Here is a 15,394-nt window from a genome sequence, read left to right on the forward strand (position 1 = left end):
ATAAATACAATCTCTTAAAATAAAAAATTAATCAATTAAAAAATCAATTATGAACAGCTACAGCGAAAATTTACATTCCAGTGTATTGGCATCATTAGAAAGCCAGGAGATGAATCAGAAAAAATTGGATTCACAATTAAATTCATCCATGTTTACACTTTATTATGCCGAAGGTGCAGAAATCGTTACCGATAACAAACTAGAATTGGCTACAAAAAAATACAATCAGGCTCAGACGGTTAAGGAGCAAGCGGTTAAAACCAAAAATATTTCTACCAATATTGTAATGTCGGCTACCCAGCAAAACACAAATACTTTGCAATCTGTAAGCAATGGGGCTGTTAGTGCGGCCAACATTCAAATTGCTACTAATGCAATTGTACGACTGGCAAGTGATATGGGAAGCATTTTTAGTATTATTAATGCGGCGGATTACGGTACTCAAATTTATCAGCAAAGTATCGAAGCTTACAATTTGATGAACAGAACGGCTTATCTTGCAGAAGTCGCTTCTCAGCATGCTATGGAAGCTTCTGCAGCTATTGCAGAAGTCTCATCATCTACAGTACAGGATAAGGCAAAAGCTACGGATACTTCAATTAGCAATCTTTTGCAGGTATCCAGTACAAATTTTACAACTACAGCAGCAATTGTTGCTGCCGATAATGATGCAAAAGCGGCTGCCAGCGTAAATACAAAAGCAGCTCAGGGAATCATTGAATCTAACAAAGTAGAGTTAGAAGCTGCAAAAGTAGCTTATCTCCTTAATAACAAAAGTCTTAATTACAATTTAAGAGTCAATGTTCCTAAGATTTATAATAATTCTTATGAAGTTTCTTTTAACTATTTTAAGGCACCTTTTAAAACAGATGAAAAAGGAACAAATACGCCACAGCTTGGATTAGATAACCCTGTCAAAAGCTACAATTTATTTTTGGTTAAGGACAGTAAAAAATCTTTTTTTTCTGCATCAGCTGCTGAAGAATTATTGATTAATCCGCTTCAGCATATCCAGATACTTCCTTCTGATGGTACTGCTGTCAAAACAGATTTATCAACAAGTAAAACAATCCTTTCTAATTATAAAACCCGCTTTCAGGCAATCAATAATCTAAGAGCATCCCAACAAAAAGCCATTGAAGCAAAAGATAATTTAAGTAAAGCCAATGTTGCTTTGGCATTAGCAACCAAAGAAAAAAGTGATGCTGATACTGCTGTTAACAATACGAAAAACAACATTACCAGACTTACAAAAGAATTAGAAACTGCTAAACAAAATACAGCAAAAGCAGCAGAAGCAGCCAAAAAAAATCCTGACGATAAGGATCTTGCCAAAACTTCAGCACAGGCTGCCAGAGATCAGGATACAATTGAGCGATCCCTAAATATTGCCACACTTACCGAAACAGAAGCAATTGACTTTCAGAAAGTAGCGACAGATAATTTAAAAGCTGAAAATACAAATGCCGCAAAAGCTGAAAATGAATTATTAGAAGCGCAAAAATTAGTTGCTACTAATGAAACAAATCTGAAAACTGCTGAAGCTGCTTTTAAAGAAAAAAAAGATGTTTTTAAAACCATTAACATTTTAGATTTAGTGGATACAGATAACGAAGTGATCGTTTTAGGAGAAAAATATGTCATCTTTCTTCTTACTGTATTTACAGACGAATATAAAAAAGGAATAAATACTTACGATGATTATCTATCAGCTCCATCTGAAACTTTTAGTTTAAAGAAAACAGTAAATGCGGTAAAAGACATTAACATTGTACAAGAACCTGAAAAAAAGGATACTACAAAAATAGGTTTGCCAACGCTATCGCCTTTTGCTGTAAACTTTGCCGTGAATAAAGATGATAAGTCAATTACAGAATACAGATGTATGTTTTTGCCTTATAAAGAAAAAGACTTTACAAAAAATGACCTTGACAACTTTGAAGAATCTATTCAGGAAACTATTTTAAAGAAAGAAATAGAAACAGTTGAAAATGAAATTACGCAGTACGAAACCGAATTAGAATCTATTAAAGATAAAAATAAGGACCCCAAAGACCAACTGGATAAGCCACTGAATAAGAAACAGGAATCTCCTGACTCATCTAATAAAGAAAAATTGAATAATGAAATAGAAAACACTAAAAATCAATCAAATAGTTACAACCTGGTTGAGATAGAAACTAATTCAAAACTTGAAATCGCACTGACCAAATTGAACCATTTGTATATTGGACTTGAAAAAATGTATTCCCAAAAAACTGCTGAAATTAAAAATACAAAAGCTTTTTTCTTTAATCAAAAATTAGCCGAAAACGTTCCTTCGGGCAATTATACTGTTGCTGCCCCTACTTCAAACGATCCGCTGGTTTATGAGGTAAAAATTGATCCTGCTACGACAGATAATTTTGGTAATTCACTAATAGACAACAGACTGTACATTCCGGTAATTCTGTCTTATTACAAAGGAAGTGAAACGAACAGAAAACAGTATAATAACAATTTATCCGATTGGGAAAATGAAGAAAGTTTTACTTTTTCAATTGCTAATAACCAAAAAATACTAATCAATTAAATCCTAAAATATGGACACTATACTAAATTCAAATCCAAAGCGATATGGAATTACCGAAAAGAAAAAATCTGATATCGATTTATTAAACTCTCAGGTAACAGATGCCCAGGCAGTTGTAGATCAACAATCAACGGTTGTTGCTTCCTTAAATCAAAAATCAATAAAATATCAAGGATATTTACTGGATGCTGAAAGTTCGAGAACTCAGGCAAAAAGCAACAAAGAACTTGTAGACCAGGTGGTTCAGAACGGATTAGATTTGTTTCAGAATTCCGAAATTGCCTTTTCAAAAATGACTGTGGCAAACGAGGCTACAGGAGAAGTTGCAAAAGAAGTAACGGTGTTAATTAATAAGCTTATCTATTCTGTAGAGATTATTAATAAACTATCCAATCTTGTTATTCGCAAAAAATCATTAAACCCGCTTATATCAGATGATTTGATAACCAAAATAAATGCTGCCGGTACAGATTCTAATAATGCAATCGCACTTACACTGGTTGCTTTAAAATCAATATTTGCTGCACAATCATTATCTCTTGAATCTGAGGCTTCTACAGCTCTTGAACAAAAACAGGCTCTAAACCTTTATTTGACCCTAACCGGAAAAAAAGACCCGCAAGATACCTTTATTTTAGAGGGTAATAATTCCGTACAAGCCTTGATATACAAAGCAAATGATGAAGCAAAAGCCAATTATCTTGAAGCAAATAAAGCAAATGATGAAACGACAAGACAATTGAATGTAGCAAATATCAACTTAAATAAAGCTCAGGTTGAACTTAAATCGTTACAGGCTGCTTTGGCTGCTGCAAACGCTGCTGCTTTGGCTTCTTAATAAAAAAGTCCACTGTTTCAATCAAAGATTCAGTGGGCATTTAACCACCTAATTTTTAGTTTTATGGATTTAATTTATAAAAATTATTACAGGCATTTTTACTTAAAAACAGGTGGATTTCTACCTACTAAACCATTAAATAAAAACCTGTTTCCTGGCGATTATTTCCAAATTAAAAATGGTACGATTACCCTTTTGGGGAATTTATATCGCAACGGTATTCTGTCTCCGGATGAAGTTAGTTTAAGCCCTGTAATTAAACTAAATCCATCAAGCTGGAGTTTTAGTGATGGCATCTCAAAACCCTATTCAGGAAGAGGTTTTGGTAATAGTGCTATTGAAGGACAATTTGAATTCAGCAAACAGATACTCGCTTTTACAAATAAAGGAAGTTTCATTTTTAGGGCTGCAGAACCCGAATCCATGAAAATTGAGAATTGGAATGATATTCAACAGCAATTAATTATAAAACTTACGCAAACCTTATTCTCTTTTCGGGAACTTTATATTGTGACAGAAAGTGCTACAGCTGCAAGCACTACTCTGGCTGTTGCAGGTGAAGCAAATGCTGAACTGGAATTAGCAAGTGATTCTGAAAACTTTGGATTAGTTGATATATTCGGACATGATAATACCAAAACAATACAATCTAAGGATATTGATTATTACCATCGTGAAACCAAAAGAAAGCCAGCTTATTTCAAGGCAAAAAAACTAGTTGTCCAAGATGATAAACTGGCTTATTTTATTAGTGATTTTTTACATAAAACCTATAATTCAAGCGAGTGGACAGATACTTTTTTTGATTCAAACTTTCATAATGATATTGCCTTAAGTTCACAAATAATCATGCAAAATGCACAAAGTCATTTTTTGGATATGTTACAAGCCAATGAATTAAATCCGAATAATGCATTATTATATTTTAAATGGACAGATACCAATTTAGATGATGTCGAAAAACTATTTGAAGGGTATGGAAGCTAAACAAAATAGTGTCATTTTATACAAAGAAATAGACTGGCTTCAAAAAGTAATTGATCAGGTAATCTGTAGTTACTTGCTTCAGGAAGGTCATGAAAATCATTGGATGGACATTCCATTTCCTGAAACAGATGAAGATGCAGAAAATACTGCTTATTATAAAAAACTAAAGGAGTGGGATTTAAATCAATTTGAGCGACTTTGTCTTGCTTTAATAATTGCCCCTCAGATAAAGCCCGAAGCATTAGATATTTTCTTTAGTAAAAATGCCATGTACGATCGTGGTTTTACTGAATTTGGAGGAGTTGTAAACAAAATTCACAGCGGATTTTTACCAACCGGTCAAACCTTTTCCTTTTTAATTACAGCTGTTAATCCTGAATTAAGAATTGAAATGCTGAATGTTCTTAACCCATCAAATATTCTTTTGAAAGAACAGGTTTTAATTTTAGAAGCCACAGAATCCAATACACCACTTTTAAATCAGGTAATCTCGATTAACGAACGCTGGCTGCAGTATTTTATAACGGGTACATTACCCAAATTAGAGCATAGTGTTTCATTTCCTGCTCAACAAATTTTTACTAAAATGGATTGGTCAGACTTAGTTTTAGAAGATCACGTCATGGAACAAGTTCTGGAAATTGATGCATGGCTAAAACATGGATCAACACTTATGAACGAATGGGGGCTTGAAAGCAAAATTAAACCCGGTTATCGAACGCTTTTTTACGGACCCCCGGGAACTGGAAAAACACTAACTGCTACCTTATTAGGAAAAAGTACTAATCGGGAAGTATATAGAGTTGATCTTTCGATGATTGTATCAAAATATATCGGAGAAACAGAAAAAAACCTTTCTAAAATATTTGACGTTGCCCAGCATAAAGACTGGATTTTATTTTTTGACGAAGCAGATGCACTTTTTGGTAAAAGAACCAGTGCGTCATCATCAAACGACAGGCATGCCAACCAGCAAACAGGTTATTTATTACAAAGAATTGAGGACTTTCCCGGGGTTGTCATATTAGCATCAAATTTAAAGGAAAATATGGATGAAGCATTTTCGAGAAGATTTCAATCTATGATTCATTTTACAATGCCAACCCCAGAAGAACGCATGCTATTATGGAAAAATGCCTTTTCAGGAAAATGCAAATTGGATCCTGATATTGATATCGAAAATATTGCAGAACAATATGAACTGGCGGGAGGAGCTATTATTAATGTATTGAGGTATTGTGCTTTAAAAGCAATTCAGAAAAAGGAAACTATTGTTAGTAATCAGGATTTGCTAGAAGGTATCAGACGTGAATTTAAAAAAGAGAACCGAACACTTAGTGTTTCACAAATGAGTTGATATGAAAAAGGTAAACGACAAATCTATCTCCATAACTATCGAAAAGCGTTTACACGAACATAAAATAGAGCTTAGGATAGGAAACTGGAGCAAAAAATTCGATTTAAATTATGTAAACATTATAATTGCAATGACCTTAAATCATTGCACTAAAAACAAGGATTTTATAATTAAAGGTTATCTGATTACATCCAAAACGGTTTATCTGATTTTAAAAACCAATGAAAAAACATTTGATAACCTGCTGAAAAAAATAGAAATTCATATTCATTTTTTGCTCAAAATACACAAGAAACAAATACAAAACAGCTATGAAAATGATTTTATTGCTGATGAAGAGGATAGCACTTTTTATACTATCAGAAGGCCATTATTTAAATTACAGCCCTTAAAAAATGAACATTTGGTACTTCTCATTACAGGAAAAAAAGTAGTACTGCCCTATTATAATCGCGAGCTTGAAGATTTAAAATTGTTTATTCGAAATCATCCATTTTGTTCGGCTATTGATTATTCGGGAGCAATTGGACCTGTGGATATGACATTACTGAATGATTAAACTATAAATTCTGAAAAGATGCAACATCAGAAAAAAATATCCGATAATAAGACAGAAGTATCTGCCGCGAATATAAATCGCGAAAGTAGTTCCGTGCAGTTAAAAGATAATCGGAAAAGTTCTGCCATTCAGCAAAAACTTTCTGAAAAGACTACAAATCAGGAATCGGGCTTTACACCTATTCAAAGAAAAAAAAATAATACCGGTTTGCCCGATAATCTAAAATCAGGAATAGAAAACCTCTCAGGACATTCTATGGGTGATGTAAAAGTACATTACAACTCTGATAAACCTGCACAACTCAACGCTCATGCGTATGCTCAGGGAACGAATATTCATGTTGCCTCAGGACAGGAAAAACATTTACCTCACGAAGCATGGCATGTCGTACAGCAAAAACAAGGACGGGTAAAGCCCACCTTGCAAATGAAGGAAAAAGTGAGTGTAAATAATGATAAAGGTTTAGAAAAAGAAGCTGATGTCATGGGCGCGAAGGCGTTACAAATGAAATCAAGTTTTCATAATAATAGTGTTATATTATCTGGTGCAAAAAACACAACTCCTAATCATTTACCAATTCAGCGTTATTCCATTAAGAAAGCGCCTGAAAACAATAGAATTTATTCCCAATCAAATAATGGAAATATGCTTACTGGTATGGGCAGTCCTAATCATGATTTTTATGTGGAGCACACACAGGCTTTTCCTGTAATGAATACTATGATCGAGAATTCGCCTTTAGAAATTTTTGGTCGTGCAAAAGAAAAATTATTCGGTAAAAATATGCTAAAAGCCGGGCTTCGATATAAAACTAATCGATTGGTAGACGAAGGAAGAAAGGAACAAATTAAAAGAAAAGATATAAAAGAAGATTTTTTTGAATCAAAAAAAACAGAAAATGTTCAATTGCAATATGAGCATAATGTCTTACCGCACATTAAAGCCTATAGACAATTAATTTTAAATTCTGCTAAACATAAAATTGAGAATATTGGTCTATCAAAACCAGTAGTTTCAGCAATTATAGGTTCTTTATACGAACTGATAACTTCTCTAAATCTCTTTAAAAAAGTATTTAATAGCGAAATCGCAAATAAAGGAGATTTTTATGAAGATTCTAAAAACCTTGCTCATGTTGGTTTAGAATTAATTAGAACAGTCGATCATCCGCTTTATGAGACTAATTTAACAAAGGCCAAACTAATTACAGCTAAACAGACATTACTTGAAACCTGGTTTGATGAAGAAGATCGCGATAATCCAAATTTAATAAATCAAATTGTTTATTCTATTCGGGATAATTTAAGTACATTAATCAGTGTTTTTCCCAACCAGCCTGTAGATATGATGCCATTTCATCAGTACAATTTTAATTTAGAAATTATCCAAAATTTATTTTCTCCAGATAATCTGGTACTTTTCAGGGCCTGCGATGTACAAGCTTCTACGTTACTTGGCAACAAACTTACTTCTCAAAATGCGCATCAGTTAAAAAATTATAATGCAGGACAAGAAGGTGCTTTTCATTATGCAACAAAAATACTGCAATCAGGTACAGACTGGGTAACACTGGAACATTTTGCCGCATCTGTCAGGGAAAGAGAAATAAGCGGTATAGGAGGATCTAAATTTAAAAACCTTGATCATACATGGCAATTTATTATGCAGGGACAAAGTCAAAGTACAACTCCAGGTATCTCTAATGAAGATAAATATTTTGAAATATATACCAAAATCAGATACTATCTGAAAGGAATCACCCAACATGAAACAGGAACATTTGATACTGCGAGACGAGATCGTGTAACAGATCCCACAAGAAAAGAACATGAATGGTATGTGCAACTGGGAGATTCAAGTCAATTAGCAAATATTATGGGCTGGCGGGCATTTTATAAAAAAATTGCGAGTGAAGGTGAAGAAAATGAACTCATAAACTTTTTAGAACGAATGGACTTACCAAGGAGTGATGGGATGGATCCGCTGGTGCACTCTAAACAAAGTTGGGATCATTTAAAAAAATAAGTTTTGAAAATTATGAAATATTATCAAAATAATAATACAACAAAATATTCTGCCAGTAGTGACACTGGCAAAATTATTCAAAATAAAGCAATAGAACTGCAAGACAATCGCCCAGCTTCCATTTTACAAAGAAAAAAGAATAACACTGGCCTTCCCGATAATCTAAAATCAGGAATTGAAAATCTTTCCGGTCATTCCATGGATGATGTGAAGGTACATTATAACTCCAATAAACCTGCACAACTCAATGCTCACGCCTACGCTCAAGGTACGGATATTCATGTTGCTTCAGGACAGGAAAAACATCTGGCACATGAAGCCTGGCATGTTGTTCAGCAAAAACAAGGAAGGGTAAAACCTACTTTGCAGATGAGAGGTAAGGTAAATGTAAATGATGATAAAGTATTGGAGAATGAGGCTGATGTGATGGGAGCAAAAGCATTGCAAATGAAAATATTTGAAGAAAAACAAAAAAACAGACAGTTAAAAACAATAAATACGGCAAACATTCAACCAAAATGGATTAGCAATAAAGGTCCGCTTTTAAAATGGGACATTCCTATTAAAGGTGTGAGATGGTATTATAATCAAAGTAATCATAAAATGTTTTACATAATTGAACAAGGAGGTGATCGTTTTTCTCTATATGCAGGCAAAGAAAATGCCAGAACACATGGACAATGGTTGGAGTTAGGAGCTACACCCCTTTTAAACGCTAGTGCTAATGTTATAGATGAAGAAGACGTTTTTACTGATTCAGATAGCGATTCTGAAGACCCTACACATGAGGGAGTACGCTTAATGCAAAAAGATAAAAAAAACGATTTAGCAGAATTTGACAGGCTGCGTTTCGGGCGCAAAAAAATTTACGAAGATAAACTAACACATTTTGGAGATAAATCAAAAATTCCATCAAAACACAAACAAACAGAGGGAAAACTAATTGAAGCTTGGATTAAAAAACAGATACTAGAAAAAGTAACAAAAAAAATGAACGTTATTCAGGGTGATTTAAACAATGTTACTGTTAGGGCTCATGAAGAAACTGGTCAGTCCGTTGAAATAATTATGGAATGGATACCAACAGTTCGTCAATTTAAAATAGTTGTTTTTGGAGAAAGTCCTTTACTAAAGGAAAAACTAAAAGCTGCTATTCTCGAATTACGCACAAACTTTCCTTCTTGGAGAATAACCGCAAAAATGGGAGATCCTGTTGCACGATTAGATCACGATAATATGCATGGAAAATAATTTGTAAAGAAAAGGTGGCCATACTTTATATTTGTTTTTCAAACCTTAATTGTTATGAATAACTACCTCGATAAAATATCAACACAAAGATAGCACAGAAATTATTTCTGTATCCACAAAAATGAAAGAGGCAATTAGTATGTTTTAATTTTATTAGTGATGAGGCTTTTACAAAATTCATACAGTTAAATGTATATTTTATGCATCAGGTAAATCTTAAAATTAGCGTTGCTAAAACATTTTCTTTACAATTTGTCACTCAAAACCCCACTTTTTAAAACCAAATAAACATTGATATTATATTTTTTATTTTTATATTTGCGCTATTTTTATTTATTCTAAATAATTAAATAAAAAACACAGCTAAATTTAAACCTTTTGAGAATAAAAGTATCTAACAGGCGTATTATTCCCAATTGGCAAAAAACCTTATATAAAATTTATGAAAAATAACCTTTTTCTTTCTTTTGCCTTAGTGGCTTCTTTATTCGTAAATGCCCAGCAAAAAAACACATTATTAGAGCAATCTTTCTGGAAAACTTCTCCGGATGTAAGCGCTGTTAAAGCAGAAATAGCAAAAGGCAACAGTCCATCTGCCTCTACTTCAAATGCTTTTGATGTGGTTGTTATAGCGATTAATAATGATGCTCCAACAGAAATAATTAAATTTTTATTGGAACAACCAGGGAATGAAGTAAACAAACCCACACACGATAACCGAATTTATCTTCACTGGGCTGCCGGAAAAGGAAATGCTGAAATCGTAAAATACCTCATTGCAAAAGGTTCTGATATTAATTTAGAAGACAGCCATGGCAGCTTTCCTGTTACAGCAGCAGCAAGCGCTGGCCAAAACAATACAGAAGTATACGAAGCTTTTTTTAAAGCAGGTATAGATCCAAAGAAAAAATACAAAGATGGTACAAACCTGTTGCTTATGGCAATACCGTATGACAAAAATCTTTCCATCTCGAATTACTTTATTACAAAAGGATTATCACTTAAAGATGTTGATAATGATGGTAATACTGCTTTTGATTATGCAGCCAGAACCGGAAATATTTCACTTTTAAAAACACTATTAGAAAAAGGCGTAAAATATACAGACAATGCACTACTAATTGCAGCACAAGGTTCACGCAGGGAAACCAACACAATTGATACCTATAAATATCTTATCGAAGATTTAAAAATAAAACCAACAGCTACAAATAAAGAAGGACAAACTGTACTTCATTTTCTGGCAAATAAACCCAACCAGACAGAAATTATCAATTACTTTATAGCAAAAGGAGTAAATAGTAACAAAGCTGACAATGAAGGAAATACTCCTTTAATGATCACTGCTTCTGCCAGAGAAACAACTGCATTGGAACAATTATTGCCAAATACAAAAAACATCAATACACAGAATTTAAAGGGAGAATCTGCCTTAACATTAGCGGTTAAAACAGGAACTCCGGGTGCTGTTGAGATTCTTTTAAGTAAAGGAGCTGATACCAAAGTTTTAGACAAAGACGGAAACAACCTTGGTTTTTATCTAATACAATCTTACCGTCCTCAAATGATGGGACGTGCTGGTGATGGAGCTTCCGCAAAACAAGATCCGTTAGCTGCCAAAATAAAATTATTACAGGATAAAGGACTAAACCTGACAACTCCGCAAAAAGACGGAAACACACTATACCATTTAGCTGTCATAAAAAACGATTTAACATTACTGAAAAAAATTGCAGATTTAAATATCGACATTAATACTAAAAATAAAGACGGTTTAACGGCTTTGCATAAAGCAGCAATGGTTGCCAAAGATGATACTATATTAAAATATCTTATTTCTGTTGGTGCAAAAAAAGACGTAACAACTGAATTTGACGAAACTGCTTACGCTTTGGCAAAAGAAAATGAATCACTTACTAAAAGCAATGTTTCTGTTGAATTTTTAAAGTAAACAATCATTAAATTTCAATTTTTTAAATTCCAAATTCCAATAAAATAAATCAATTTCAAATGAAATCTATTAAAATTGCCCTTACAGCCGTTCTTATATGTCTTGTTTCTTTCAATATAAATGCACAGTCGGGCAAATACAAATGCATGCTCCAAATGTCAAATTATATGGGAGAAGGCGCCTATATAGTCGTATCACTAATTAATGCTAAAGGAGATTACGAAAAAACGCTTTATGTGATGGGAGATGACAAAAAATGGTACAAATCATTGAAGGAATGGAACAAGTTTTATACAGCTCAAAAAACAGACGATATCAGTGCTAAAACCGGAGCTTCTGTAACTGGTGGAGACCGCAGTATTACTACTATTGAAATTGAAAATTCTAAAATAAACAAAGGATACAAATTACGATTTGAATCGGCAGTTGAAGACCAGAAATATTACGTAAACGATCTTGAAATTCCACTTACAACTGAAGGTCTCGCTGAAAAAACAGAAGGTAAAGGTTATATCAGATACGTAAGACTGAACAAAATTTAATACGATTATATTTCTAGAATACACGCAATGACTCTTTCTTTCTGGCGTTACGCACACCTCGCTTTGGCCCTATTTTCCTCTGTATTTCTAATTTTGGCTTCGGTAACCGGAATCATTCTGGCAATCGATGCGGCGCAGGAAAAAACATTGCCGTACAAAGCAGCTAATTTTGACCAGTTAACTTTAGGCGAAACACTGCCAATATTAAAAAAAGCATATCCTGAAATTACAGAATTGAGTATCGATTACAACCAGTTTGTAACATTGCAGGCAATCGATGAGGATGGAAATGACATCAACGCATATATCGATCCCAAAACCGGTAAGACATTAGGCACGCCTTTAAAAAAAAGCGAATTTATTCAATGGGTTACCGGTTTTCATCGTTCCTTGTTTCTTCATGAAGCGGGACGATTTTTTGTTGGTGTAATTTCGTTTTTATTGTTTCTGATTTCAATTTCGGGTTTTGTGCTTGTTTTAAAAAGACAAAGAGGAATCCGCAACTTTTTTTCGAAAGTAATCAAAGAATATTTTGCTCAGTATTACCATGTTGTTTTTGGAAGACTGGCTTTGATTCCGATTTTTATTATTGCACTTACCGGAATGTATCTTTCTCTGGAAAGATTCAACTTTTTTATGGGCAATAAAAAAGTCAAACCTGTAAATACCGAACTTTCTTCGGAAGTCAAAAAAACTTCAATCTTTAAAAATACACTTTTATCAGACGTAAAAAAAATAGAATTTCCTTTTACGGATGACCCTGAAGAATATTACATTATCGAATTAAAAGATCGTGAAATTGAAGTAAATCAGGTTAGCGGCACAGTTGTTTCTGAAAAATGTTCTCCTGTAACAGTTCAGTTAGCAGCGTTGAGCCTTGATGTTCATACCGGAAGAATCAATGCCGTATGGGCTATTATTCTGGCTATTGCCTGCATCAATATTCTTTTCTTTGTTTATTCAGGATTTGCAATTACTTTAAAACGAAGATCTGGTTTAATAAAAAATAAATTCAAAGCGAATGAGAGCAGCATCATTCTATTAGTAGGTTCTGAAAACGGGAGCTCTTTCAGGTTTGCCAATGCTATTTTGAAGCAACTTACAGATCAGGGACACAAAGCTTTTATAACCGAACTAAACCGTTTTTCTGTTTATCCAAAGGCAGAACATATCATTATCTTTTCTTCTACGCATGGTTTAGGAGATCCGCCTTCAAACGGAACTCAATTTAAATCTCTTTTGCACAAGCAGAAACAAAAACAGAAAATCAATTTTTCCGTAATCGGTTTTGGGTCAAAATCATATCCTGATTTTTGCAAGTTTGCAGTAGAAGCCGATCAGCTTCTGGAAATCCAAAACTGGACAGAACGTTTTCTTGAATTGCAGACGGTTAATGACAAATCGGCTGTTGAGTTTGTAAACTGGGTGAAATTATGGAGCGAAAAAACCGGAATTCCTTTAGCCACGACACCTTCCTTATATAACCATGTTCCAAAAGGACTTCAAAAACTAATGGTTTTAGACAAAACAAAAGTTACCGTAACCGAACACACTTTCATATTAACCTTACGGGCCAATATGCGGGCAAAATTCAGTTCGGGAGATTTGCTTGCCATTTATCCTGCAAATGATTCACGCGAACGCCTCTACTCTATTGGAAATCATTCCGGAAACATACAATTGGTTGTAAAACTACATCCAAACGGACTGGGTTCCGAATTCTTAAATAACCTTGAAGCAGGAAATATCATTAAAGCCCGAATCATACATAATAATGCTTTTCATTTTCCTGCCAAAGCTCCAAAAGTTGCTCTGATTTCAAACGGAACAGGAATTGCCCCTTTTCTTGGAATGATTGAGCAAAACAGAAAAAAAACAGAAACTCATTTGTATTGCGGTTTCAGAATGGAAACCGAAACTGTTACGGGTTACAAAAATTTTTCAGCTGAAATGATTCAGAAACAAAAACTTGCAGGTTTTCATCTGGCTCTTTCCCGGGAAGCAGAACATATTTACGTGATGGATTTGATAAAACGTGATGCTTCCTTTTTTGTTAATTTATTACAACAAGGCGGCGTTATCATGATTTGTGGTTCGCTGGCAATGCAAAATGATGTAGAAGCAATTTTAAACGAATTATGCCTGGAAAGAAACATCAAAAACCTTTATGATTATAAGAAAAACGGACAATTATTAACTGACTGTTATTAATATTTTTATACCAATGAAGTTATCTCATTATAAAATTGTACTTGCTTTTGTAATTTTATGGAACATCTCCGGGTATTCTCAGCTATTGCGCAAAAGAACTACTTTGCTAATGGGCGGACGTTTTGATATTAGTATTGTTGCCAATGATTCTATTACAGCAGAACAAAATATAAATGAAGTAATTGCAGAAATCAGCCGGATTGAAAACCTGATTTCAGACTGGAAACCGGATTCGCAGGTTTCTGAGGTGAATCAGAATGCGGGGATCAAACCCGTTAAAGTGGATCGGGAAGTTTTTGAATTGACACAAAGAGCCATCCGGTTCTCTGAAATAACCAATGGTGGTTTCGACATCAGTTTTGCTGCCATGGACAGAATCTGGAAGTTTGACGGTTCCATGACCGAAATGCCTTCGGCGGAAGCCATAAAAAAATCGGTAGCCAAAGTTGGCTTTAAAAACATTGTGTTAGACAGTCTTCAATCGACTATTTTCTTAAAGCTAAAAGGAATGAAAATTGGATTTGGCGCTCTGGGTGAAGGATACGCAACAGATAAATGCCGAACCATGATGGTCGCAAAAGGAATAAAAGCCGGAATCATAAACGGATCCGGTGATATGAGTACCTGGGGAAAGCAGCCCAACGGCGAAGACTGGAAAATCGGAATTACAAACCCTTTTAAACCTGAAAAACTTTTGGCGGTTGTTCCTTTGAATGAGGGTGCTGTAACCACATCAGGCAATTATGAAAAATATGTTGTTTTTAACGGCAAACGATATTCTCACATTATAAATCCCGCAACTGGCTATCCTGCAACTGGTTTATGCAGTGTTACTGTTTTTGGTCCCAATGCTGAAACTGCCAACGGATTAAGTACTTCGATAATGGTTTTGGGCAAAGATGATGGGGTGCTTTTACTTCAAAAATTCCCGGATTACAGTTGTTTAATGATTACTGATAACGGAAAAGTAATTAAGTCTAAGAATTTTAAAGTTGCTAAATTCAAAGCTAAATTGTAATTATCACATATCTTTTCATAATTAAGTGATTGATCAAGATGGCTGGCAGTTGATTTAGAGATTTTGATAAAGGTTGCTGTTAA

The 15,394-nt window shown here is 34.1% G+C and carries 11 protein-coding genes; all 11 read left to right on the forward strand.

Annotated elements, in window-relative coordinates; translation table 11 throughout:
• The first annotated feature begins 49 nt into the window (after positions 1-49).
• The 11 genes from FLACHUCJ7_RS23435 (at position 50) to FLACHUCJ7_RS23485 (ending at position 15,311) form a co-directional block, all read left to right on the forward strand.
• Entirely contained in the window at positions 50-2,572 is a 2,523-nt protein-coding gene (locus FLACHUCJ7_RS23435) for a synaptonemal complex protein 1 (RefSeq protein ID WP_180910738.1), read from the forward strand.
• A 10-nt stretch (positions 2,573-2,582) separates the two neighbouring features.
• Entirely contained in the window at positions 2,583-3,410 is an 828-nt protein-coding gene (locus FLACHUCJ7_RS23440) for a hypothetical protein (RefSeq protein WP_180910739.1), read from the forward strand.
• 63 nt (positions 3,411-3,473) lie between these two features.
• Positions 3,474-4,397, forward strand: a complete 924-nt coding sequence (locus FLACHUCJ7_RS23445; RefSeq protein WP_078229473.1) for a hypothetical protein — start codon at positions 3,474-3,476, stop codon at positions 4,395-4,397.
• Entirely contained in the window at positions 4,387-5,754 is a 1,368-nt protein-coding gene (locus FLACHUCJ7_RS23450) for an ATP-binding protein (protein WP_180910740.1), read from the forward strand. The genes FLACHUCJ7_RS23445 and FLACHUCJ7_RS23450 overlap by 11 nt, the downstream gene beginning before the upstream one ends.
• A 1-nt stretch (position 5,755) precedes the next feature.
• Positions 5,756-6,313 carry a hypothetical protein gene (locus FLACHUCJ7_RS23455; protein WP_180910741.1) on the forward strand — a complete coding sequence of 186 codons (558 nt, stop codon included), beginning with the start codon at positions 5,756-5,758 and terminating at the stop codon, positions 6,311-6,313.
• 18 nt (positions 6,314-6,331) lie between these two features.
• Entirely contained in the window at positions 6,332-8,338 is a 2,007-nt protein-coding gene (locus FLACHUCJ7_RS23460; protein WP_219634160.1) for an eCIS core domain-containing protein, read from the forward strand.
• 12 nt (positions 8,339-8,350) lie between these two features.
• Complete coding sequence (locus FLACHUCJ7_RS23465; RefSeq protein ID WP_180910742.1) at positions 8,351-9,589, forward strand: eCIS core domain-containing protein; 1,239 nt, start codon at positions 8,351-8,353, stop codon at positions 9,587-9,589.
• A gap of 442 nt (positions 9,590-10,031) precedes the next feature.
• Positions 10,032-11,540: an ankyrin repeat domain-containing protein gene (locus tag FLACHUCJ7_RS23470; RefSeq protein ID WP_180910743.1), complete on the forward strand. Its 1,509-nt coding sequence runs from the start codon at positions 10,032-10,034 to the stop codon at positions 11,538-11,540.
• A 59-nt stretch (positions 11,541-11,599) separates the two neighbouring features.
• Positions 11,600-12,082, forward strand: a complete 483-nt coding sequence (locus FLACHUCJ7_RS23475; RefSeq protein ID WP_180910744.1) for a DUF2271 domain-containing protein — start codon at positions 11,600-11,602, stop codon at positions 12,080-12,082.
• 27 nt (positions 12,083-12,109) lie between these two features.
• On the forward strand, positions 12,110-14,293 hold the full coding sequence (locus tag FLACHUCJ7_RS23480; RefSeq protein WP_180910745.1) for a PepSY domain-containing protein: 2,184 nt from the start codon (positions 12,110-12,112) through the stop codon (positions 14,291-14,293).
• Positions 14,294-14,306: 13 nt separating this feature from the next.
• Positions 14,307-15,311 (forward strand): FAD:protein FMN transferase, encoded by a 1,005-nt coding sequence (locus FLACHUCJ7_RS23485; protein WP_180910746.1) that lies wholly within the window; start codon positions 14,307-14,309, stop codon positions 15,309-15,311.
• Positions 15,312-15,394: the final 83 nt, after the last annotated feature.

It is taken from the genome of Flavobacterium salmonis (genome assembly GCF_903819435.1).
Classification (GTDB): domain Bacteria; phylum Bacteroidota; class Bacteroidia; order Flavobacteriales; family Flavobacteriaceae; genus Flavobacterium; species Flavobacterium chungangense.